Here is a 21175-nt window from a genome sequence, read left to right as displayed (position 1 = left end):
CATGGACCTTCGCGATCTCAGGGTTTTTGTTACGATAGCGGAGACCGGCTCCCTCGCCGCCGCCGGCAAGGTGCTCCATATGAGCTCGCCCTCGCTGAGCGCGCGGCTGAAGGATCTCGAGGACGAGCTGGCCACCGTTCTGTTCGAGCGCTGGGCGCGCGGGCTGACGCTCACCGAGCAGGGCCGCGAGTTCCAGACCCACGCCTATGCCATCCTGAAGCAGGCGGAGGATGCCAAGGCCAGCATGCTCAGCCGCGACAAACCGCCGATCGGCACCGTCCGTTTCGGCGTTCCCGGCTCGCTCGTGGGACTGCTGACGGTGCGTCTGATCGAATCCTGCCTGGAGCGGCTGCCGCAGGTGCGGCTGCGGGTCGTGGAGAGCATGTCGGGCTACATCGCCAACTGGCTGCGCGAAGGCACGCTGGACGCGGCCATCATCTTCGGCGGCGGCGCGGCCAATGACCGGAGCGCCTCGCTGCAGGCGATCGCCGAAGAAGACCTGTATGTCGGCACCTATGATCTGCCGTCCATTGCCCCGTATCTGACCGACAAGGGCGAGATTCGGATGCGCGATGTCCGCCATCTGCGGCTGGTGATGCCAGGTCCCGAGCATGGGCTTCGGCTTCTGGTCGAGGCGACGGCGCGACGCCATTCCCTGCCGCTCAACGTGGTAATGGAAGTCGACGCATCGCCCCAGATTTTCGCGCTCATCCGTCGCGGGCACGGCGCCACGATCTGCTCGCTGGCGGCCCGGCATCCCGGCTCGATGGTGAGTTCGGCGGATAACGGACAGCTCCATACGTTCCGGGTGGTCGAACCGGGCTTCCGCCGCACCGTATATCTCGCCACGCCCCTCAACCGCCCCTCGTCGCGCGCCACCCTCGCCGTGGCCCAGCTGGCGGTGGAAACACTCCTGGCGTCCGCCGCATCCGACGAATGGAAAGCCCGGCGCATACCCAACGGCGGTTCAGGCCTTTAGAGCAGTTCTGGTAGGGATTATATGTGTGAGCCACCGCGAGGCTTTTGCCTCTTCTCCGCCCTTGTGCAGGTCGCACGTTGGGGCGCGGTGACCATCTGGCAGATCTTCTTTAGGTTCGGAGATGGATTTGATACCCAGAGGGCCACCGTTGAACGGGTACAGGGCAGCAAAGTGAAGTGATCGGTGCGACAGCCGCTCGCAGCGCCTGTTGGACAGAGGCCTTACCTTTGAGATTGGTTTCTTGCCGTCATCGTCGGCAGTGCTTTTAGGATCTTATAGTCGGCGTGGTCGATTCCGCCGGCAGTCTACGACACATTCGTCGCTCGACCAGATCTGCCGCTTGGACGACGCTGATGTGTTCGGCGAACCGCGTGCGATAAATCGCCAGCCCCGCTTCATGCCCATCGTCGGAGTAGGAGCAGACCGCGTATTCCATCAGAACGATGAGGTAGCCGCGGTCGACGGCGTCCATCACGGTCACAAGCACGCACATGTCGGTCGCGGCACCGCAGCAATTCAATCAATCCGGGACCTAACCGCTCGCCTGAGGCGCGCTCTCTAGAACGGGCGGGTTATACTGAGTGACGATTGCGACTGAGAGACCTCTGCTCCACAGGCGCATAATAAAAGACACGGAACAATGTGATAAAGCGTTCTCGCGGGAACGTTGAGACTCTCGTGTCGAGGATGCCCCGCATCGTCATTCGCCCATGTCAGGGTGTTAGGGTTGATGCGTGATGTAAAAATCGCAAGAGCCGCATCGGATAAGGCGAAGAGATCGGCGGATTCGCCGAAGCTGGCGGCGGCTAACGAAGCCTTCGCCAGTTCCAGCGTTGGCCAGAGCGGGCGGACGACAGGAAGCGGCTGGCCCCAGGCGTCGATCGCATTGGGAATTGGTCGATTGGGTAAGGTCTCGGCGATTCCCGCTGTCGCTCGGCCGTAGTGAAAAAGACGCCAGGCGAGGTCGCGCGCCTCGGCCGAGCCGGTGGCCGTCGTATAGACGAAAAGCAGCCAGGCCCATTCGAAGTGATGGCCGGTTTCGCGGCGTCGCTGCTCCGGTGGAAGGCGTTCCCAGCGCGCGCCGAATTCTTCGTCGAGCGCTCCCTGCACGTCGACAAGCCGAGAAAGGAGAGCGAGGATCCCGCCCGCGCGCCGGTCCCATCCGCCGGTGGGATCGGCTGCGGCGAGCATCAGGAAGGCTTCGAACAAATGCATCTGCGGATAGTGCAGACGCACGCCGCCCGTGCTCCACGGTTCGCGGTAACCTCCCAGAGGATCCGTCAGTTCATGATCCAGGCGGTCGGCGATGGCGCGGGCGGCGGCAAGCACATCCGCGCGCCCGTTCGCGGCGCTGTAGCCGCCGAGCGCCAGAAGAGCGAAGGCGAGGTCGTAGAGATCGCCATGAGGATCGATCACCTCGCCCGCGCGGCCCACACTATGCGCGAACTGGCCCGGGCCCAGGCAGCAGGCGTCGAGCAGGAATGTCAGCCCATGCTCGGCTGCGCGGAGCAACTGAGGCCTTCTGTCGAACCGGTAGGCGATGCTGAACGCATAGACCAGCCGGCCGGTGACCATGGTCGTGTGGTCGATTGCTTCGCACGGCGCGCCGTCGTGCCAGCGGAATGCCTCGGCATAGCCGGCACGGCCCGGCCGGATGACACGCTCCGCCCAACAGGGAATGAACTGATCCCTCGCCCATGAGGCGAGGTCAGCACCGCAAGGAGAGAGTGCGACCGGGTGCCTGTTGGGCGCAGGCCGGGCGCCGCTCACATCACCGCCCCGATCTGCCAGGGCACGAACTCGGCATCGCCATAGCCCAGACATTCGGACTTCGTGCGCTCGCCCGAGGCCACGCGCAGGAGCGTATCGAAAATCTCCCGTCCCTTGGCCTCCAGCGAGATGCCTTCGAGCATCTCGCCGCAATTGATGTCCATGTCATCCTTCATGCGGCGGTAGATGTCACTGTTGGTCGCCAGCTTCAACGAGGGCACGGGCTTGCAGCCGAAGGCCGAGCCGCGACCGGTGGTGAAGCAGATGAGATTGGCGCCGCCGGCGACCTGGCCGGTGGCAGAGACCGGGTCGAAACCGGGCGTGTCCATGAACACCAGCCCGGACGTGCGCACCGGCTCGGCATATTCCAGCACGGCGCGCAGCGCGGCATGGCCGCTCTTGGCCACCGCGCCGAGCGATTTCTCCAATATCGTCGTCAGCCCACCCGCCTTGTTGCCCGGCGAAGGGTTGTTGTTCATCTCCGCGCCGTTGCGGGCGGTGTAGGCCTCCCACCAGCGCAGCCGCTGCATGAGCCGGTCGCCAACGTCGCGGTGCAAGGCACGGCGGATGAGCAGATGCTCGGCACCGTAGACTTCCGGCGTTTCGGAGAGGATGGAGGTGCCGCCGTCGCCCACTAGAAGATCGGAGGCGAAGCCCAGCGCCGGGTTCGCCGTCAGCGCCGAGTAGCCGTCCGAACCGCCGCATTGCAAACCGAGGATCAATTCGCTGGCCGGGCGGGTCTGCCGGCGTGCGGCGGCGGCGCGCGGCAGCATCTCGCGGATTGTTCCAGTGATCTGGTCGACCGTGCGGCGGGTGCCGCCCGTTTCCTGAATGGTCAGCGTGCGGAAACCGTCGCTCTCCTCAACACCGCATTCCTTCTTCATCCGGGCGATCTGCAGCACCTCGCAGCCGAGGCCGACCATGACCACGGCGGCGAAATTGGGGTGACACGCATAGCCCCACTGGGTCCGGCGGAGCATCTCGTAGCCCTCGCCGCGATCGGCGAGCCCGCAACCGGTGCCGTGGACGATGGGCACGATGCCGTCGACATTCGGATAGGCCTCGAGCAGGCCGGATCGCTCAATGGCCGCCGCGGCGAAGCGGGCCACCGAGGCCGCGCAGTTCACCGAGGTGAGGATGCCGATATAATTGCGGGTGCCCGTGCGGCCGTCACTGCGTCGGAAACCCTGGAATGTCGAGGGGATGGACGAGACGTGGTCATCCACGGGCGCGAACCGTGCCGCATCGAGGTCGCCCGCAGGCATGGCGGAGGCACTGACATTGTGGACATGCACCCAGTCGCCCGGAGCGATGTCCGCGCTCGCGACGCCAATGGGTTGGCCGAACTTGATCAGCGGCTCGCCGGCACGCACCCGGCGCAGCGCCATCTTGTGCCCCTGCGGTATCTTCTCCCGGGCCACCACGCCGCTCGCACGGTCGGACGGCCGGATGGCCTCCACCGCGATGACGACGTTGTCGGCCTCGTCGAGCCGGATGACGCGCGGCTCCGTCCGAAGTGTGGTGAGGGATTGGTCGCTCATCGCCTGCCGATCCGTTGCCTTTGGTGATATGCTAATATATTAGTTGGAGCATGCCAACCGTGAAGAATGCTGACGCCCAGCCTCACCTCCCTCTCGCGCAAAGGCCGCAGTTGCGCGCCATTCCCGCATCGGCGCGGGTTTACGAGCAGTTGCGGGACCGCATCGTCGGGGGGGAAATGCTGCCGGGAACGCCTGTCTCCGAGAAGGAACTCGCCGAGCAGTACGGCGTGAGCCGCACCCCGATCCGCGAGGCGCTGCTGCGTCTGGCGGATGAGCGGCTGATCGAGATTTTTCCCCAGCGCGGGACCTTCGTGTCACGCATCAGCCTGGAAGCGCTGCGCGACGGCATGGTGATCCGCGAAGCGCTGGAGTGCGTTGCGGTGCGCCATGCGGCGGCGCGGGTGACGGAGGCTGATCTTTCCGCTCTGCGGCTTGTCCTTGACCGGCAGGAAGCCAGCGAGCGGGCGAGCGACTGGGCGGGGTTTCACGCTCAGGACGAGGCGTTTCACCAGCGTATCGCCATTCTCTCCGGCCATCCCAATTTGTGGCGGGTCGCGCGCCAGGAAAAGGTGCAGATCGATCGGTGCCGCGTGCTGCATCTGCCGATCTCCCGTCACCGCCCGCTGGTCATGGAAGAACACCGGGCGATTCTCGACGGCCTCGCCGCGCGCGATCCCCGGGCGGCGGAGCGTGCGATGGGCGCGCATCTGGCGAACGTGCTGCCGGGGCTGGACGATTTGCTGCGGGCGCGGCCGGATTTCTTCGAACCGGACGCCCAGCGCGGCCTTCAGGGCGACACCGTGGCGACCCCGCTGCGCGCCGCATCCGGTGCAGATAAGGACTTGCCATGACTGCACGGCCGAGGCTGTCCGATGCCGCGCTGAACCGACTGCCGGCCGATATCGCACGGCCCGGCTATGATCGCGCGGAGTCGCGCATCGGCATTGTCCATCTCGGAATCGGCGCCTTTCACCGGGCCCATCAGGCGGTGTTCGTGGACGATCGGCTGGCTGCCGGCGAGCGCGATTGGGCGATCCTCGGCGCCAGTCTCCGCGCGGGCGATACACGCGACGCGCTGGGGCCGCAGGATGGTCTCTACACGCTGTCCGAACGCGATGGCGCGGGCGAGCGGCTGCGTGTCATCGGCTCCGTATCCCGTCTTCTCGTGGCGCCCGAAGCGCCCGACGCCCTGCTGGCGGCGATGGCGTCGCCGCAGGTGCGCATCGTCTCGCTCACCGTGACGGAGAAGGGCTATTGCCATGATCCTGCGACAGGAGACCTGCGCGCGGATCATCCGGACATTGTTCGCGACCTCGCCTCGCCTGGACGGCCGCGCAGCGCGCCCGGTTTCCTGGTCGAGGCGCTGGCCCGCCGCCGGGCGGCCGGTATCGCGCCCTTTACCGTGCTGTGCTGTGACAACCTTCCCGCCAATGGCAGGCTGGTGCGCCGCGTCGCCAGCCAGCTGGCCGGCCTGCGCGACGGCGGCCTCGGCCGTTTCGTGGCCAATGAGGTGGCGTTTCCCTGCACCATGGTCGACCGGATCGTTCCGGCGACCACGCCGGCCGACCGCGACGCGGTGGCGGCGCGGCTGGGGGTCGCCGATGCCTGGCCGGTGGTCACCGAGCCGTTCCGGCAATGGGTGATCGAGGACGGTTTCCCCGGCGGACGGCCGCGCTTCGAGGAGTCGGGCGCAGAACTCGTCGCCGACGCCGAGCCGTTCGAGAAGATGAAGCTGCGCCTTCTCAACGGCGCGCACTCCGCGCTTGCCTATCTCGGCTACCTCGGCGGCTACAGGACCGTCGCCGAGGCCATCCGGGCACCCGGCTTCGAGCCGTTCATTCGCGGCCTCATGGACGATGAGGTGACGCCCACCCTCCGCGTGCCCGCGCGGACTGACCTTTCGGCCTACAAGGCGGCGCTGCGGCAGCGCTTTGCCAATCCCGCGCTGCATCACCGCACCTGTCAGATTGCGATGGACGGTTCGCAGAAGCTCCCGCAGCGGCTGCTGGAAACGATCCGCGAGCGTCTGGCGTCCGGCGCTCCCATTCCCCGTCTTGCGCTCGCGGTCGCGGCCTGGATGCGTTTCGTCACCGGCATCGACGAACAGGGGCAGGCCATTGACGTGCGCGACCCGCTCGCCGCCCGGCTCCGGGCGCTCGCGGACGCGGCCGGGCCGTCAGCGGAGGCGCTGGTGCCGGCGCTGCTCGGTGTGCGCGAGATCTTCGACCCCGACCTCGCCGCCGACCCTCGCTTCGTCGACGCCGTGCGCACAGCGCTGTCGACGCTCTATCGCCACGGAGCAGGACGCACGGTGGCGCGATACGCATTCAGACCGGAGGCATGATGATCAGAGAAGGCTGGCGTTGGTTCGGTCCGAGCGATCCGGTGACGCTCGATCATGCGCGGCAGGCGGGCGCGACGGACATCGTTTCCGCCCTTCACCATGTGCCGCCTGGCGTCGCCTGGACGCGTGCCGAGGTCGAGGCGCGGCGCGCGATCATCGAGGACACGGCGCAGGGCCGTACGCCGCTGCGCTGGTCGGTCGTCGAAAGCATTCCGGTCGCCGATGTGATCAAGCGCGAGGGCGGCGCGGCGCGCGAGGCCATCGAAGTCTGGATCGCCAGCCTGGAAGCCGTGGCAGCCGCCGGGCCGCGCATCGTCTGCTATAATTTCATGCCGGTGCTGGACTGGACCCGCACCGACCTCGACTGGCCGCTGCCCACCGGCGCGACGGCGCTCCGCTTCGACCAGCGGCGGTTTGCGGCGTTCGATCTTCACGTGCTCAAGCGCCCCGGCGCCGAGGCGGATTACAGCGAGGCGCAGCGTACCGAGGCCAGCAAAGTCGCCGACGGCTTCAGCGACGACGAGGTGGTCGCGCTCATCCGCACCGTGCTGGCGGGCCTGCCAGGCGGCACGACGCAAGGGCTCAGCCTCGACGAATTTCGCGAGCACCTCGCCGCCTATGCCGCGATCGACGCGGCGCGGCTGCGTGCCAATCTGATCGCGTTCCTGCAGGCTGTCGTGCCGGTGGCGCAGGCCCTCGGCGTGCGGCTGACCCTGCACCCCGACGACCCGCCGCGCCCGCTCTTCGGCCTGCCGCGCGTCGCCTCCACTCGCGCCGACTTCGACGCGCTGTTCGCCGCCGTGCCCGCGCCGGCCAACGGCCTGTGCTTCTGCACCGGAAGCCTCGGCGTGCGGCCAGACAACGACCTGCCCGCCATGGCGGCGCATTTCGTCAAACGGATCTACTTCACCCATCTGCGCGCCACGCGCCGTGACGCGGATCAACTCGGCTTCCAGGAGGCCGACCATCTCGACGGCGATGTCGACATGCCGGCGGTTCTCGCCGTGCTGCTCGCCGAGAACCGCCGCCGTTCCGACGAGACCCGCATCGTGCTGCGTCCGGACCACGGCCACCGCATGCTGGCCGATCTCGAATCCGACAATATCGTCAATCCCGGCTACACCGCCGCCGGGCGGATGAAGGGGCTCGGCGAATTGCGCGGCATCCTTCGAGCCCTCGACCGCCTGCCGGACGACGCGCTCGCCGCCTATCACTGAGCGCTTTCGCCCGCGACGACAAAAGCCTCGCTCCTGTCCGGAGCGAGGCTTTTTCGTGGGGGGACCGATGGCGGCTCAGGCTGGCGCCTTCTTTACCCGCGCCACGATCTGCGTCGGATTGACGAAGCGCAGGGCGACGAGAAGCCAGACCAGCGTGCTGAGCATGTAGACGACCGCCATGGCGTCGATCGACTGCCCGGCGCGCACGCCGGCCGCGAACACCGAATAGTACAGCGCCACAACCAGCGTCTGGCTGGTGGGGCCGGCGGTGAGGAAGGTCAGCTCGAACATTGACACGGTGCGCACCATGGCCAGCAGCGTCGCCGCCAGAATGCCCGGCAGCAGCAGCGGCAGCAGCACATGGAGGAACAGCCGCCCGGTTCCGGCCCCGAACACCCGCGCCGCCGCCTCCACGCGCGGGTCGATCTGCTCGATGAACGGGATCATCAGCACCACGGTGAAGGGGATGGTCGGCACCAGATTGGCGACGATGACGCCCCACATCGTGCCGGCGAGGCCGACCTTGTACAGCACGGTGGCAAGCGGCACGCCGAAGGTGATCGGCGGCACCAGAAGCGGCAGCAGGAACAGCAGCATCACCAGCGGCTTGCCGGGAAAGTCCCGCCGCGCTAGCGCATAGGCGGCGGGCACGCCGATCAGCGCGGAGATGAGCACCACCGCTCCCGCGATCTGGAAGGTGACCAGCAGCACGTCGCTGAGTTGGAACTCCTTCCACGCGGAGGCGTACCAGCGGGTGGTGAAGGCGACGGGCAGCCAGGAATTGAGCCAGCGCGTGCCGAAGGAATTGACCACGACGGTCGAGATCATCGCGATCACATTGACCACGAAAAAGATGATGAAAGCCCAGACGAGCGTCTTCCAGAGCTTTTCGAGGGCGGTTTCCATGGTCCTGCTCACCCTTTCCCGCCGCCCGCAGGCCCTTTGTAGAACAGCCGGCGCAGCGCCAGCACCAGGCCGACGAAGCCGAACTGCACCACGGCCATGATCATCGCGATCGCGGAGGCGTAGGAATAGTCGTACTGCTCGAAGGCGGCCTGCGCCGCCGCGAAGGAAATGACTCGCGTTTCGCCGGCCGGCGCGCCCAGCATCACCGCTGAGGGGAACACCGAGAAAGCGTCGACGAAGGCGAGGCAGAAGGTGACGGCGAGGCCCGGGATGATGAGCGGCAGTACGATGTGGCGGAAACGGCTGCGCGCGCGTGCCCCCAGTGTTGCCGCCGCCTGCTCCAGCGCCGGATCGATGCCCGAAATCATCGACAGCGTGAGCAGGAAGGTGAAGGGAAAACCGGTGATAACCAGCGATATGAACACGCCCCAGTAATTGTGCACCAGACGGATCGGGCGATCGATCAGGCCGAACAGGATCATGGTGCGGTTCAGCCAGCCCTGCGGACCGAGATAGTTCAGCAGCCCTTCCGCCACCAGCACCGTACCGAGCGTGATCGGCAGGACGAGAATGGTGGTGAGCAGGCGCTGGCGCCGCATATGGCGGACCTGCATTGCAATGGGCACGGAGAGGGCGATGTTGAGCACCGTCACTGGCAAAGCGAGCCGCAGCGTCAGCCAGATCGTGCCGTACATATAGGGGTCGGAGAAGAAGCGGATGTAGTTGCCGAAAACTCCGCCTTCCTTGGGGGCGAAGGAGAGCAGCAGCCCGTAGACGAACGGGTAGACGAAGACCAGGACCACGAACAGCGCCGCCGGAACCAGCAGCAGCGTTACGCCGTCGAAGCCCCGCTCGGCAAGGCTGCGCCGGCGCGGGCGGACCGTGGAGGGGCGGGGCGCCGCCGGGGTCATCTGCCGCCCTCGCTGGCATAAATGAGAGTGCGGTCCACCGGCGCGCCGAGCCGCACCGCCTCGCCCACACCGATCGGCGCCTCGCAGCGGAAGAACAATTCCTGCCCGCCCGGACCGGTGGCGGTGCCGAAATAGGCTTCGCCGCGATATTCCATGCCGGTCACTTCGGCGTTCAGCGGCCCTGCGGCCGACGGCACCAGGTCGGCCGGGCGGATGGCGGCCGTCACCGGCGCGTCGCCCGCCATGTCGCCCGGCACATCGACCGGCACGCCCCGCAACGGCCCGGCGAATCCGCAATCGATCTCCACCTCGTTCCCCTCGCGACGGACGATCCGGCCGGCAAGAGCGTTGCGGAAACCCATGAACTCGGCGACATCCGCATGCAGCGGGCGCCGGTAAAGGTCCGGCGGCGTGCCGATCTGGCGCACTTTGCCATCGCGCAGCACGACGATGCGGTCGGCCAGAGACAGCGCCTCGTCCTGATCGTGCGTCACATAGATGGTGGCGGAGCCGAGCAGGCGGTGAATGCGGCGGATCTCGGCGCGCATTTCAAGCCGCAGCTTGGCGTCGAGATTGGACAGCGGCTCGTCCATCAGCACCAGCGGCGGCTCGATGGCGATGGCGCGGGCAATCGCCACGCGCTGCTGCTGGCCGCCCGACAGCTGCCCCGGCAGCTTGGCGCCCTGCGAGGCCAGCCGGACAACGTTCAGCGCCTCATCCACCCGGCGCGCGGTCTCGGCTTTCGGCACGCCCTGCATCTGCAGGCCGAAGCCGACATTGCGGCGGATATCCATGTGCGGGAACAGCGCGTAGTTCTGGAACACCATGCCGAAGCCGCGCTCCTCCGACTTCAGCGTGTCGATCCGGCGGTCGTCGAGCCAGATGGCGCCGTCGCTGAGCGGCAGCAGTCCCGCCAGGCAGTTGAGCGCGGTCGACTTGCCGCAGCCCGAGGGGCCTAGCAAGGCAATGAACTCGCCGCGCTGCACGGTCAGGCTGATGTCCTTGAGCGCGTTATGCGCGCCGAAATCCCGGCTGACGCGGTCCAGCCGCAGCTCTCTAAAGCCGGCGGAAGCTATCGCCATCACCCTTCAATCCCGCTGTCTGAGAATTCGGAAAAGCGATCCGGCGGGACGTGGTTTGCGTCCCGCCGGAGGTCGATTACTTCTTCATCTTCGCCGCGCCGATTTCGCGGTCCCACTTGTCGAACATTTCGACCAGCGGCTTGGCGTCGAGCGGCGCTTCGGTGGGGTTGTCGGCGATCAGGCTGGCATATTCGGGCCGGCCGAACTTCGCGATGGTCTCCTGGCTCTCCTTGGGCGCCATGTCGAGGGTCACGCCTTTGATCGCCGGGCCGGGATACATGTAGCCATGGTCGAACATGTAGGCCTGCTGTTCCGGCTTGAGCAGGAACTTCATCAATTCCAGCACGACCTTGAGCTTTTCTTCCGAAACGCCCTTCGGAATGGCCATGTAGTTGGCGTCACCAACCCAGGTGAAGTTCTTGAAGGCGCCGATCTTGTACTCTTCCGGCACGATGCCGAGGTAGCGCGGGTTGATGTCCCAGCCGGTGGTGGTGGCAATGATGTCCCGCGTGCCGTTGGCCAGTTCCTTCATCGAGGCGGTGGTGCCGGCGGTGTAGTACTCGATGCAGGTGTCGAGTTCCTTCAAGTAGGCCCAGGTTTTGTCCCAGCCCTTGACCGGGTCCTTCGGGTCCTTGTCGCCGAGCAGGTAGGGCAGGCCCATGACGAAGGTGCGGCCGGGGCCAGAATTGGCCGGCCGCGCATACATGAACTTGCCCGGATTGGCCTTGCAGTAGGCGAGCAGCGCCTCGGGCGTGTCGGGAAGCTTGGACACACGGTCCGGGGCGTATTCGAGCAGCGGGCCGGAGGGGTACCAGTCGATGACGAAGGCCTGGCCACGCGCCATTTCCTGCATAAGGTAGGCGCCGGGAATGTAGAGTTCCTTCAGGTTCGGGAACTCGCCTGCATATTTCGGCAGGATCTCGAACCACAGTCCCTGTTCCATGCCGGCGGCGAGCGCGTCGTTGCCGGTCAGCACGAAGTCGATGTCGACGCGGCCCGCATCCTGCTGGGCCTTCAGCTTGCCGGCGAGTTCCGGCGCCGTGGCCTGGGTGAACACGAATTTCGACACCAGCTCGGGATGCTGGGCCTGGAACTTTTCGAGAGCCGGCTGGCTGACTTGAAGGTCGCCGGCCACGTCGATGACATTGATGACCACGGGTTCGGCCATGGCGCCGAAGGTCATCGAGGTGAGTACGGCGCCTGTGGCAAACAGGCGCGTCTTCCAACTGCAGGACATCTGTTTCTCCGCTCTGGTTATTATTGACGATCGGCACTGGCAGGCGCTCGCCGCCCGTGCGAGCCGTTACTTCGTGAGCTGGCTCGCCGCGGCGCGGTCGAGGAAGGCATGGCAATCGGGATGCTGCTGGAGGATCGAGGCCGGCCACATATTGGTGACGGGCCCTTCCAGGACATGGCGGACGGCTTCCGCCTTGCGCTCGTCCGGGACGGTGAGGACGATGACCCTGGCCGAGACGATCCGCTGCACCGTCATCGAGATCGCCTCGGTCGGCACGTCGTCGAAGGTCGGGAACCATCCCTCGCCGAACTGTTGCCGGCGGCAGCGCTCTTCCAGCTGCACGACCTTGTAGGCGATCGTGCTCTCGAAATCGGCGGGCGGGTCGTTGAAAGCGAGGTGCCCGTTCTCGCCGATCCCCGCGAACATCACGTCGATGGGATGCGCGTCGAGGAGGGCGTTGATGCGGGCGAGTTCGGCATCGAGGTCCGGCGCATCGCCGGCGATGAAATGGAAGGCGCCCAACGTCGGTAGCTTGCCGGTGAAGCGCTCCTTCAGATATTTGCGGAAGCTTGCCGGGTGGGTCTCCGGCATGTCGATATATTCGTCGAGATGGAAGGCGGTGACCTTCGACCAGTCAATGCCCGGCGCGGCGACGAGCGCTTCCAGCATCTCGAACTGGCTGGCGCCGGTGGCGATGACGATGTTGGCCGCCCCCCGCGCGGCGATGGTGTCGCGGATGGCGGCGCCGCCGAAGGCTGCGGCGGCGATGGCGTTGTCCTGTTTGCTGTCGTGAAGGCGGATGTCGATCATGGTCACTTCCTGCTGGACGAATTGGGATCGGCCGCCGGCACTTTTCGGCTGGGCTTGATGCCGGGCGGCGTGCCGGGGGCAGGGGCCGGCCCGGTCGAGCCGCGGACGATGAGCTCGCCGATGATGACGTGGCTTTCGATGGGCGGTGTGGGATTGGCGAGGCTGTTGAGCAGCAGATCCACCGCATTCGCACCGGCGAGCGCACAGCGGGCATTGACGCTGGTGAGCGGCGGATAAGTGGTGGAGGCGATGATGTCGTCGCAGCCCACCACGCTGAAATCGCCGGGGATCGACAGGCCGCGCGCGGCAAGACCGGCCATGATCCCCTGCGCAACCACGTCATCGACCGCGAGCGCGGCGGTGGCGCCGCATTCCAGCAGGGCTGGCACGCAGGATTGACCGGCCTCGTGGCTCGGGCGTCCGGCGGCGATCTCCACCACCTTCAGCCCACAGGTCGCACCGGCGCGTGCCACCGCGCGCGCCCGCTGCTGGCTCGACCAGGAGGAGGCCGGCGCGCCGACATAGGCGATGGTCCGGTGTCCGTGCCCGCCCAGCAGTTCGACGGCGGTGGCGAAGCCGGCGGCCGTGTCGATCAGCACGCGGCCGATGCCGTCGAGATCACGATTGATCACCACGACCGGCTTGCGCGCCGCGTGCCGGCGGATCGCCGCCTCGTCCATGCGAGGCGAGGCGAGCACGAAACCGTCGACCTGCGCCGACAGCTTGCCCAGCAGCATGTCTTCCAGATGCGCGGTCTCGTCGGAATCGCCGAGAAAGGTGGCGTAACCGCGCTTGTACGCCTGCGCCTGCGCGCCGCGCATCAGCGCGGAGAAGAACGGGTTGGCGACATCCGGGAGGATCAGCGCGATGTTGCCGGCGCGCCCGGTGGACAGCGCCCGCGCAACCTGATTGGGGACATAGCCGAGCCGTTGAGCCGTGCCGAGAACCTTTTCCACCGTCGCCGGCGTCAGAAGCTCGGGCTGGGAAAAGGCCCGCGACACCGTCGCCTGGGAGACGCCAGCCTCGCGCGCTACGAGGCGGATGGTGGGGGCCGACATGTCGGAGGGAGGTCTCGCCACGCTCATCGCACCAATGAAACCGGTTTCATCTAAGAATGAAACCGGTTTCATTCGCTGTCAATGACCATTAGACGGATCCCTGCACAGCACCTTCTATCGACAGCGCGTCAACATAGCGCCTGCGTCAGCCTTGTCAGAACGTCCACGCCGGCCACGAGCTCGGCACGCTCGATGTACTCGTCGGGACGGTGCGCCTGGAGAATGTCGCCAGGACCGCATACGACGCTGGACCAGCCCGCTCGCTGGAACAGGCCGGCTTCGGTGCCATAGGCGACTGTGGTGAGCGCCGCGCGCGGCAGGAGCTTCTGCGCCAGAGCCGTCGCGCTCTGGTCGCCTTCGGGCGACAGGCCGGGCACGTTGACGATCACCCGCATGTCGAGGCCGCATCCCGAATGCGTTGCCCGCATCTCGGCTTCGATATCGGCGGCGATCCGGCGGAGGCGGTCGATATAGTCGTCGGCCTTCTCCCAGGGCACCGCGCGGATATCGGTCGAAAACCATGCATGCGCCGCCACCGTGCTCGCAGCGACACCACCCTCCATCCGGCCGCAATGCAGCGTCGTGTAGTTGGGCTGGAAGAGCGGTGGCCGCGCGGCGGCCCGCGCGGCGTTTTCCCGGTCCATCTCGTCGATCCGGCCAATGAGGCGAGCCGCCATGGTCACGGCGCTCACCCCGAGATCGGCGCGACCGGAATGGATGGCATGGCCGCGCAGCCGTGTTTCCAGTTCGGCATAGGCTTTGTGCCCGTTGACGATCTGATGGCGTGTCGGCTCTCCGACAATCACCGCCTGCGGCATCGGTAGGGATTGCTTGAGGACCGGCACAAGCCGATGGGCTCCGGCGAAGCCCACCTCCTCGTCATAGGAGAGTGCGAGGTGCACCGGCCGGGCGAGGGGAGCGGCGCGGAGCTCCGGCACCGCCGCGAGCATGAGAGCAATGAAGCCCTTCATATCGCAGCTTCCCCGACCGTAGAGCCGGCCGTCGCGCTCGGTGAGACGCCATGGGTCCGAGGTCCAGACTTGCCCCTCGATGGGCACGACATCGACATGTCCCGATAACACCACCCCACCGGGACAGCGGGGGCCGATCGTCGCGTAGAGCGCGGCGTGCCGCCCGTCGGGCGATGGGACGCGGTGGCTCTCGACGCCGTACGCCGCGAGGTAGTCGCCGCAGAAATCGATCAGGTCGAGAGTGCTGGCGTCCGGCACCGTTGGAAACGCGACGAGCTGCTCCAGTAGGGCAAGCGCGCGAGCGAGAAAGGCGCCTTTGTCCTCCATTGTCCGGCTCATGCGCCGGGATGAGCTGTCAGCGCCGCCATCTCCGCGCTGATGATGGCGCGTGAGTCGACGAGCCGGTCGCTCATGAGGATTCCATCGAGGTGGTCGATCTCGTGCTGCACTAGCTCGGCGAGGTCGGGCGGCAGCTCGGCGAGTTCGACCGGCTCGTTGTCGAGGGTGCGGAAACGCACGCTGACCGAGCGATGGCGCATCACCGCCATGCAGACACCCGGCAGGCTGAAGCAATCGTCCCAGACCGGCTGCATTTCAGCGGAACGCCAGATGATTTCAGGATTGGCCATGACAAAGCGTCCCAGGGCGCAATCGAAGGCGATGAGGCGATGCGGCGACCCGATCTGAGGTGCCGCCAGCGCCCGCCCGAAGCCGAGCCGCTGGCGCAAGCACGTGAGCGTATCGGCCAGATCATGCGCGTCCGGGCGCCAGTCGTCGGCCGCGACATCGACGGGGCGGCATGTGTGACGAAGGCGGGGATCGCCGAAGAGAACAACAGGCCGAACCGGCATTTCTTCCATCGTGCATAGATGCTGTGGGATGGCATTGTTGCCGTTTAAACCGTCGACATGTCGACAGATTGCGCGACGTTCCGCTTAAAACGCCTCAAAGCCGGCGGCACTTTGAAATGTCTGCGTCAGACATGGATGCGCGGGTCGAATTTGGTGCGTTCCAGCGCGATCATGCTGCGGAATTTGCGCACGTTCGGGTTGGTATAGAGCCGGGTTTTGACGAAATTGTCGAACTCGTCGACATCCTCAACGAGCACCACCAGCACGAAGTCGGCGTCACCCGTCACCATCCAGCATTGACTCACTTCCGGCGTCGCGCGCATGGCGCGCTTGAACTCGTCGAGCAGATCCAGCCTTTCGCGCTCCAATTCGACATTGACGATGACGGTGAGCGACTTGCCGACCTTCTTCGGGTCGATAAGTGCGACATCGCCGACGATCACGCCCTCCGACCGCAGCCGGTTCACACGCCGCATGCAGGAGGCGGCAGAAGAGCCGACTTTCTCGGCGAGTTCGGCGAAACTGAGCCGGTTATCATCCTGCAGGGCGCGGATGAGGCGCCGGTCGAGATCATCGAGACGTGTGGGCACGGCGGGTCTCCTCTCCAGTGGCGGGCGCCCGGCTGTACGCGAGCCGCCCTGATCATGCATTTCATTTCATCGCAGGTGCTTGCAACGCACGAGCCAGAATTGGCCCTACTTTGAGGAAAATGGCCCCGAACCCGCGCCTAAAGTGACGTCATCCTCCTTCGAGGCGACGGCCAGCCCCGCCTGAGGGCTCGGCGACGCGCAGACAGATCAGGACGTACCCATGGCTCACCCTACCTTTTCGACCCCGCCCGCGCCGCTTCCCGACATCAGCCTCAGGCATATCGACCCTGTGGCGTATCCTGAGGGCGTCGCCTTCATGGATGGGCAATATCTGCCGGTCTCGGAAGCCAAGATTTCGGTCCTCGATTGGGGGCTCCTGCATTCCGACGCCACCTATGACACCGCCCATGTCTGGAACGGCCGCTTCTTCCGTCTGAACCTGCATCTCGATCGGTTCTTCGGCGGTCTCGACCGTCTGCGGATGCGCATTCCCTATGATCGGACGCAGGTGACGGCGATCCTGGAAAATAGCGTCGCCCTCTCCGGTCATCGCGCTGCCTATGTCGAGATGATCTGCACGCGCGGCAGTTCGCCGACGTTCAGCCGCGACCCCCGCCAGGCAGTGAACCGCTTCATCGCCTTCGCGGTACCGTTCGGCTCGGTCGCCAATGCCGAGCAACTGGAGCGCGGGCTCGACATCGCCATCAGCGATGTGGTGCGCATTCCGCCCGGCTCGGTCGATCCGCAGATCAAGAACTATCACTGGTTGGATCTCGTGAAGGGGCTTTATGACGCCTATGACCGCCGCGCCGAAACCGCGCTGGTGCTCGACAGCCATGGCAACATCGCAGAGGGGCCGGGCTTCAACGTCTTCATCGTCCGCGACGGCGCGCTGACGACGCCGGCCTATGGCGTGCTGCCAGGGATCACGCGCCGATCGGTGTTCGACCTGTGCATCGAGGAAGGGCTCCGCTGCACGGCGAGGGATGTCAGCGTCGGCGACCTGCGCGGCGCGGATGAGGTGTTCATCACCTCCACCGCCGGCGGCATCATGCCGGTCTGCCGCATCGAAGGCGCGCCCATCGGCCTCGGTCGCCCGGGCCCGATCACCCGCCGGCTGGCCGACCTCTACTGGGCGAAGCATGAGGACCCCGCCTGGTCCTCGCCCGTCACCTATCCACTGTGAGCGAGGTTGCCATGGCCGCCGTCGAGACCGTACTCGCCCACTTCCGCGCCGAGCTCGACCAGTTGCAGGCGCAGTCGCTCGTGCGCCACGAGCGGGCACTGGATACCCCCCAGGGGATATGGGTCGGCGTCAAGGGCGGGGGCGATCGGGTCCTCAATCTGTGCGCCAACAATTATCTCGGCCTCGCCAACGATCCGCGCCTCCTCGCGGCAGCGCGAGAGGCGCTGGACAGGCATGGCTTCGGCATGGCGTCCGTCCGCTTCATCTGTGGCACGAATGCGGTGCACCGCCAGCTGGAGCAGCGCGTCAGCCGCTACCTCCGCACCGAGGATGCCATCCTATTTCCATCCTGCTTCGACGCCAATGCCGGCCTGTTCGAAGCGCTGCTGGGCGAAGAGGATGCCATCGTCAGCGACTCACTCAATCACGCCAGCATCATCGATGGCATTCGCCTATCGAAGGCGCGGCGCTACCGCTACGCCAATAACGACCCCGCTTCGCTGGACATGGCGCTCGAGCAGGCCGCGGGGGCCCGGACAATATTGGTGGTGACGGATGGCGTGTTCTCAATGGACGGCATCGTCGCCAATCTGCCTGCGCTGTGCACGGTTGCTGAAAAACATGGCGCTCTGGTCATGGTGGATGATTCCCACGCTGTGGGCTTCGTCGGCGAAGGCGGCCGGGGCACGCCTGCACTGCACGGGGTCGAAGGTCGCGTGCACCTGCTCACCGGCACCTTTGGCAAGGCGCTCGGCGGCGCGTCCGGCGGCTATGTGTCGGGCGCCAAGGAACTGGTCGCCTGGCTGCGACAGCGCGCGCGTCCCTACCTCTTCTCCAATGCGCTGATGCCCGCCATCTGCGCGGCGACGCTGGTCGCCCTCGACATTGCCGAAAGCGATGAAGCTCTGCGCGGGAATTTGGCGGCGCGAACCCGCCAGCTGCGGCAGGGGCTGGTCGCTCTGGGCTTTCGGTTGAGCGGCGTCGATCACCCCATCGTGCCCGTCATGATCGGCGATGCTGCCCGCGCGGCGGCGTTGGCCAGTGCTCTTGGCGAATGCGGTGTGTTCGTCACCGCCTTCTCCTATCCAGTCGTGCCCCGCGATCAGGCGCGCATCCGCCTTCAGGTCAGCGCGGCGCATTCCTCCGACGATATCGCCTTTGCACTCGACGCCTTCGCGGAGGCCGGACGCGCCAGCGGCGCGCTCCCCCCGGCGAGACGTTGACGGCGACCTCTGCGGCCGGCCACGCCGGCTGAAACATCCGTTTCATCATCGACCAAAACATGACCGGCGCGGCGTTGTGATGGCATGCCTTTGTCCGGAACACTTCATCCAGAAGCGGAAATATGAGCGCGAGATGATGTCATCATCGTCCAGAAATTATAAATCCAGAGGAACAGTGAACATGAACTGCAAAGTGCTGGCAACTATGCTTGCCCTTACGTGCGGCGTTGCGATGCCCGCGCAGGCGGACAAGCTCGACGACATCATCGCTTCCGGCACACTGCGCTGCGCGGTGGTGCTGGACTTCCCGCCCATGGGCTCGCGCGATGCCAGCAACAACCCGATCGGCTTCGACGTCGATTATTGCAAGGATCTCGCCAAGGCGCTCGGCGTGAAGGCAGAGATCGTCGAGACTCCGTTCCCCGACCGTATTCCTGCTCTAATCTCTGGCCGCGTCGACGTTGGCGTCGCCTCGACCTCCGACACGTTGGAGCGTGCACGAACCGTCGGTTTCAGCATCCCGTACTTTGCCTACAAGAATGTCGTGCTGACGCGCGAAGGGCTCGGCCTCGACACCTATGACAAGCTTAAGGGCCGCAAGGTGGGTTCCGTCACTGGCGGATATGAAGGCATGGCCCTGGAAAGCGACGTGAAGGCGTGGGGCGCGGGGACGACGTTCCGTGGCTACCAGACGCAGGCGGATGTGTTCCTCGCCCTCGCCCAGGGCCAGATCGATGCCACCGTCGTCACCTCCACCGTCGCCGCCGCGATCGTGAAGGAACGCAAGTATAAGGGCCTGATGATGGGCGGCGATGCCCCCTACGACATCGACTATGTCGCCCTCATCGCCCTGCGCAACGAGCAGGGCCTCATCAACTACCTGAACCTGTTCATCAACCAGCAGGTCCGCACCGGCCGCTACAAGGCGCTCTACGACAAGTGGATCGGCCTCGGTGCCGCCCCCGACCTGACGGTGCCCGGCGTCTATCGCTGAGCGCTTGCCCAACGCGTCATCCCGGACGGCCGGCAGGCCGATCCGGGATCGTCCGCAGGCTCTGCGCGCGATCCCGGCTCCGCACTCCGCCGCCGGGATGACGGATGGCCATCCTCCTTGCAGTTTCCGACCGAGCCGGACTGGCGCGACCCATGAACTACACTTTCCACTGGCTGCCGGCGTTCCGCGCCTTGCCCGACATGCTGTGGGGCGCGCTGGTCACGCTGGAGATCGCCGTGCTCTCCATGCTGCTCGGGGTCGCCTTCGCGATCCTGCTCGCGCTCGCCGCCGCCTCGCCCTACCGGGCGCTGCGGGCGGTGGCGGCAAGCTGGATCGAGCTCGCCCGCAACACACCGGCGCTGTTCCAGATCTACATGGCCTATTTCGGCCTCGGCTCGCTCGGCATCCATCTCGACAGTTTCGTCGCCCTGCTCGCCGGCATCACCTTCAACAATGCCGGCTATCTCGCCGAGACCTTCCGGGGCGGCCTGCGCGCCGTGCCGCCGACGCAGGTGCGCGCCGCCCGCTCGCTCGGCATGGGGCAGGTGCAGGCCTTCCGCCTGGTGGTGATGCCGCAAATGTTCCGCATCGTCTTCTATCCCCTCACCAACCAGATGGTGTGGGCGATCCTGATGACCTCGCTCGGCGTCATCGTCGGCCTCAACAACGATCTCACCGGCGTCACCCAGGATCTGAATGTGCGCTCCTTCCGCACCTTCGAATATTTCGCGCTCGCCGCCGTGATCTACTATCTGCTCGCCAAATTCGTCACCCTCTCCGCGCGCCTGATGGCGTGGCGGCTGTTCCGCTACTGAGAGGGGCGCGCGCCATGTTCTCCTCGCTGTTCGAGACCAGCTTCTCCTTCAACGACCTGCTGTTCATGCTCAAGGGCGCCGGCGTCACGCTGATGCTCACCTTCTGGGCGGTGCTCGGCGGCACGCTGCTCGGCGTCGTCTTCGGCGTCATCCGAGCCATCGCGCCCTGGTGGGTCAACGCCCCGCTCGGCGCCATTCTCGACGTGTTCCGCTCCATCCCGCTGCTGATCCAGCTGGTGGTGGCGAATTCCTTCAAGACGATCATCGGCTTGCACTGGGCGCCGTTCACCGTCGGCTGCGTCGTGCTGGCGCTGTACATGTCGGCCTATTGCACCGAGATCGTCCGCTCCGGCTTCCTCGCCGTGCCCACCACCACGCGCCGCGCCGCCCGCTCGCTGGGGCTCTCCTGGCGCCAGGACCTGACCGAGATCGTCTTTCCCATCGCGCTGCGCGTCGCCTTGCCGAGCTGGATTGGCCTGACGCTCGGCGTGATGAAGGACACCGCCATGGTGTGGTGGATCGGCGTCGTCGAATTGCTGCGCTCCTCGCAGGTCATCGTCACCCGCATCCAGGAGCCGCTCTTCGTGCTCTCCATCGCCGGGCTGATCTACTTTCTGATGAGCTTCCCCATCGCCCGCCTCGGTGCCCGCCTCGAAAAGCGCTGGCGCGAGAACGACTGAGACGCTGAGG

The 21175-nt window shown here is 66.2% G+C and carries 21 protein-coding genes; 9 read left to right on the top strand and 12 right to left on the bottom strand.

The genetic code is table 11. The features are described from left to right. Nucleotide 1: 1 nt before the first annotated feature. Nucleotides 2-979 (top strand): LysR family transcriptional regulator, encoded by a 978-nt coding sequence (locus K9D25_RS22715; RefSeq protein WP_244451281.1) that lies wholly within the window; start codon nucleotides 2-4, stop codon nucleotides 977-979. A 265-nt stretch (nucleotides 980-1244) separates the two neighbouring features. Here the strand turns inward: K9D25_RS22715 and K9D25_RS22710 are convergent, their stop codons facing one another. The 3 genes from K9D25_RS22710 to K9D25_RS22700 form a co-directional block, all read right to left on the bottom strand. Next, nucleotides 1245-1451, bottom strand: a complete 207-nt coding sequence (locus tag K9D25_RS22710; protein ID WP_244451280.1) for a cysteine hydrolase — start codon at nucleotides 1449-1451, stop codon at nucleotides 1245-1247. Between the two features lie 86 nt (nucleotides 1452-1537). After that, nucleotides 1538-2749, bottom strand: a complete 1212-nt coding sequence (locus K9D25_RS22705) for an AGE family epimerase/isomerase (RefSeq protein ID WP_244451279.1) — start codon at nucleotides 2747-2749, stop codon at nucleotides 1538-1540. Then, nucleotides 2746-4290, bottom strand: a complete 1545-nt coding sequence (locus K9D25_RS22700) for a UxaA family hydrolase (protein WP_244451278.1) — start codon at nucleotides 4288-4290, stop codon at nucleotides 2746-2748. Before K9D25_RS22700 ends, K9D25_RS22705 begins: the two co-directional genes overlap by 4 nt. A 59-nt stretch (nucleotides 4291-4349) precedes the next feature. On the opposite strand from K9D25_RS22700, the gene K9D25_RS22695 reads away from it, so the two are divergent. Genes K9D25_RS22695 through uxuA form a run of 3 tightly spaced genes read left to right on the top strand, consistent with a single transcriptional unit; the run spans nucleotide 4350 to nucleotide 7851 of the window. Further along, nucleotides 4350-5141, top strand: a complete 792-nt coding sequence (locus K9D25_RS22695; protein WP_244451277.1) for a GntR family transcriptional regulator — start codon at nucleotides 4350-4352, stop codon at nucleotides 5139-5141. After that, nucleotides 5138-6634 carry a mannitol dehydrogenase family protein gene (locus K9D25_RS22690; RefSeq protein WP_244451276.1) on the top strand — a complete coding sequence of 499 codons (1497 nt, stop codon included), beginning with the start codon at nucleotides 5138-5140 and terminating at the stop codon, nucleotides 6632-6634. Before K9D25_RS22695 ends, K9D25_RS22690 begins: the two co-directional genes overlap by 4 nt. A 2-nt stretch (nucleotides 6635-6636) precedes the next feature. After that, entirely contained in the window at nucleotides 6637-7851 is a 1215-nt protein-coding gene (uxuA, locus tag K9D25_RS22685) for a mannonate dehydratase (protein ID WP_244451314.1), read from the top strand. Nucleotides 7852-7926: 75 nt separating this feature from the next. On the opposite strand, the gene K9D25_RS22680 is transcribed toward uxuA, so the two are convergent. From K9D25_RS22680 to K9D25_RS22640, 9 genes are all read right to left on the bottom strand, one after another. Further along, on the bottom strand, nucleotides 7927-8757 hold the full coding sequence (locus K9D25_RS22680) for an ABC transporter permease (protein WP_244451275.1): 831 nt from the start codon (nucleotides 8755-8757) through the stop codon (nucleotides 7927-7929). A gap of 8 nt (nucleotides 8758-8765) precedes the next feature. Beyond that, nucleotides 8766-9668, bottom strand: a complete 903-nt coding sequence (locus K9D25_RS22675) for an ABC transporter permease (RefSeq protein WP_244451274.1) — start codon at nucleotides 9666-9668, stop codon at nucleotides 8766-8768. Further along, entirely contained in the window at nucleotides 9665-10750 is a 1086-nt protein-coding gene (locus K9D25_RS22670; RefSeq protein ID WP_244451273.1) for an ABC transporter ATP-binding protein, read from the bottom strand. The genes K9D25_RS22675 and K9D25_RS22670 overlap by 4 nt, the downstream gene beginning before the upstream one ends. Nucleotides 10751-10826: 76 nt before the next feature. Next, a complete protein-coding gene (locus K9D25_RS22665) occupies nucleotides 10827-11987 on the bottom strand; it encodes an extracellular solute-binding protein (protein ID WP_432207975.1) in 1161 nt (386 codons plus the stop codon). A 66-nt stretch (nucleotides 11988-12053) separates the two neighbouring features. Then, a complete protein-coding gene (locus K9D25_RS22660; RefSeq protein WP_244451272.1) occupies nucleotides 12054-12797 on the bottom strand; it encodes a glucosamine-6-phosphate deaminase in 744 nt (247 codons plus the stop codon). 2 nt (nucleotides 12798-12799) lie between these two features. Then, nucleotides 12800-13855, bottom strand: a complete 1056-nt coding sequence (locus K9D25_RS22655) for a LacI family DNA-binding transcriptional regulator (RefSeq protein ID WP_244451271.1) — start codon at nucleotides 13853-13855, stop codon at nucleotides 12800-12802. A 128-nt stretch (nucleotides 13856-13983) separates the two neighbouring features. Then, nucleotides 13984-15153, bottom strand: coding sequence for an acetylornithine deacetylase (gene argE, locus K9D25_RS22650; protein WP_244451270.1), 1170 nt, complete (start codon nucleotides 15151-15153; stop codon nucleotides 13984-13986). Between the two features lie 8 nt (nucleotides 15154-15161). Further along, entirely contained in the window at nucleotides 15162-15686 is a 525-nt protein-coding gene (locus tag K9D25_RS22645; protein ID WP_244451269.1) for a peptide deformylase, read from the bottom strand. Nucleotides 15687-15802: 116 nt separating this feature from the next. Beyond that, a complete protein-coding gene (locus tag K9D25_RS22640) occupies nucleotides 15803-16267 on the bottom strand; it encodes an Lrp/AsnC family transcriptional regulator (RefSeq protein WP_244451268.1) in 465 nt (154 codons plus the stop codon). 220 nt (nucleotides 16268-16487) lie between these two features. Here K9D25_RS22640 and K9D25_RS22635 point away from each other — a divergent pair, with 220 nt between their 5' ends. The 5 genes from K9D25_RS22635 to K9D25_RS22615 all read left to right on the top strand — a co-directional run bounded on the left by K9D25_RS22635 (nucleotide 16488) and on the right by K9D25_RS22615 (nucleotide 21165). Next, entirely contained in the window at nucleotides 16488-17453 is a 966-nt protein-coding gene (locus tag K9D25_RS22635; protein WP_244451267.1) for an aminotransferase class IV, read from the top strand. Nucleotides 17454-17464: 11 nt separating this feature from the next. Continuing rightward, a complete protein-coding gene (locus tag K9D25_RS22630) occupies nucleotides 17465-18676 on the top strand; it encodes a glycine C-acetyltransferase (RefSeq protein ID WP_244451266.1) in 1212 nt (403 codons plus the stop codon). Nucleotides 18677-18857: 181 nt separating this feature from the next. Continuing rightward, entirely contained in the window at nucleotides 18858-19670 is an 813-nt protein-coding gene (locus tag K9D25_RS22625) for a transporter substrate-binding domain-containing protein (RefSeq protein ID WP_244451265.1), read from the top strand. 152 nt (nucleotides 19671-19822) lie between these two features. Continuing rightward, nucleotides 19823-20485, top strand: a complete 663-nt coding sequence (locus tag K9D25_RS22620; protein WP_244451264.1) for an amino acid ABC transporter permease — start codon at nucleotides 19823-19825, stop codon at nucleotides 20483-20485. A 14-nt stretch (nucleotides 20486-20499) separates the two neighbouring features. Beyond that, nucleotides 20500-21165: an amino acid ABC transporter permease gene (locus K9D25_RS22615; RefSeq protein ID WP_244451263.1), complete on the top strand. Its 666-nt coding sequence runs from the start codon at nucleotides 20500-20502 to the stop codon at nucleotides 21163-21165. Nucleotides 21166-21175: the final 10 nt, after the last annotated feature.

The sequence above is a fragment of the Ancylobacter polymorphus genome (assembly GCF_022836935.1).
GTDB lineage: Bacteria > Pseudomonadota > Alphaproteobacteria > Rhizobiales > Xanthobacteraceae > Ancylobacter > Ancylobacter polymorphus_A.
This window is presented reverse-complemented; position numbering and strand designations above follow the sequence as displayed.

What these genes read in the sequence shown, in the direction of transcription:
- K9D25_RS22615 (WP_244451263.1), top strand. Translation starts at nt 20,500, where the DNA reads ATGTTCTCCTCGCTGTTCGAGACCAGCTTCTCCTTCAACGACCTGCTG.
- K9D25_RS22655 (WP_244451271.1), bottom strand. Translation starts at nt 13,855, where the DNA reads ATGTCGGCCCCCACCATCCGCCTCGTAGCGCGCGAGGCTGGCGTCTCC.
- K9D25_RS22700 (WP_244451278.1), bottom strand. Translation starts at nt 4,290, where the DNA reads ATGAGCGACCAATCCCTCACCACACTTCGGACGGAGCCGCGCGTCATC.
- K9D25_RS22620 (WP_244451264.1), top strand. Translation starts at nt 19,823, where the DNA reads ATGAACTACACTTTCCACTGGCTGCCGGCGTTCCGCGCCTTGCCCGAC.
- K9D25_RS22715 (WP_244451281.1), top strand. Translation starts at nt 2, where the DNA reads ATGGACCTTCGCGATCTCAGGGTTTTTGTTACGATAGCGGAGACCGGC.
- K9D25_RS22675 (WP_244451274.1), bottom strand. Translation starts at nt 9,668, where the DNA reads ATGACCCCGGCGGCGCCCCGCCCCTCCACGGTCCGCCCGCGCCGGCGC.
- K9D25_RS22690 (WP_244451276.1), top strand. Translation starts at nt 5,138, where the DNA reads ATGACTGCACGGCCGAGGCTGTCCGATGCCGCGCTGAACCGACTGCCG.
- K9D25_RS22645 (WP_244451269.1), bottom strand. Translation starts at nt 15,686, where the DNA reads ATGGAAGAAATGCCGGTTCGGCCTGTTGTTCTCTTCGGCGATCCCCGC.
- K9D25_RS22665 (WP_432207975.1), bottom strand. Translation starts at nt 11,987, where the DNA reads ATGTCCTGCAGTTGGAAGACGCGCCTGTTTGCCACAGGCGCCGTACTC.
- K9D25_RS22660 (WP_244451272.1), bottom strand. Translation starts at nt 12,797, where the DNA reads ATGATCGACATCCGCCTTCACGACAGCAAACAGGACAACGCCATCGCC.
- K9D25_RS22630 (WP_244451266.1), top strand. Translation starts at nt 17,465, where the DNA reads ATGGCCGCCGTCGAGACCGTACTCGCCCACTTCCGCGCCGAGCTCGAC.
- K9D25_RS22670 (WP_244451273.1), bottom strand. Translation starts at nt 10,750, where the DNA reads ATGGCGATAGCTTCCGCCGGCTTTAGAGAGCTGCGGCTGGACCGCGTC.
- K9D25_RS22680 (WP_244451275.1), bottom strand. Translation starts at nt 8,757, where the DNA reads ATGGAAACCGCCCTCGAAAAGCTCTGGAAGACGCTCGTCTGGGCTTTC.
- argE (WP_244451270.1), bottom strand. Translation starts at nt 15,153, where the DNA reads ATGGAGGACAAAGGCGCCTTTCTCGCTCGCGCGCTTGCCCTACTGGAG.
- K9D25_RS22625 (WP_244451265.1), top strand. Translation starts at nt 18,858, where the DNA reads ATGAACTGCAAAGTGCTGGCAACTATGCTTGCCCTTACGTGCGGCGTT.
- K9D25_RS22635 (WP_244451267.1), top strand. Translation starts at nt 16,488, where the DNA reads ATGGCTCACCCTACCTTTTCGACCCCGCCCGCGCCGCTTCCCGACATC.
- K9D25_RS22710 (WP_244451280.1), bottom strand. Translation starts at nt 1,451, where the DNA reads ATGGACGCCGTCGACCGCGGCTACCTCATCGTTCTGATGGAATACGCG.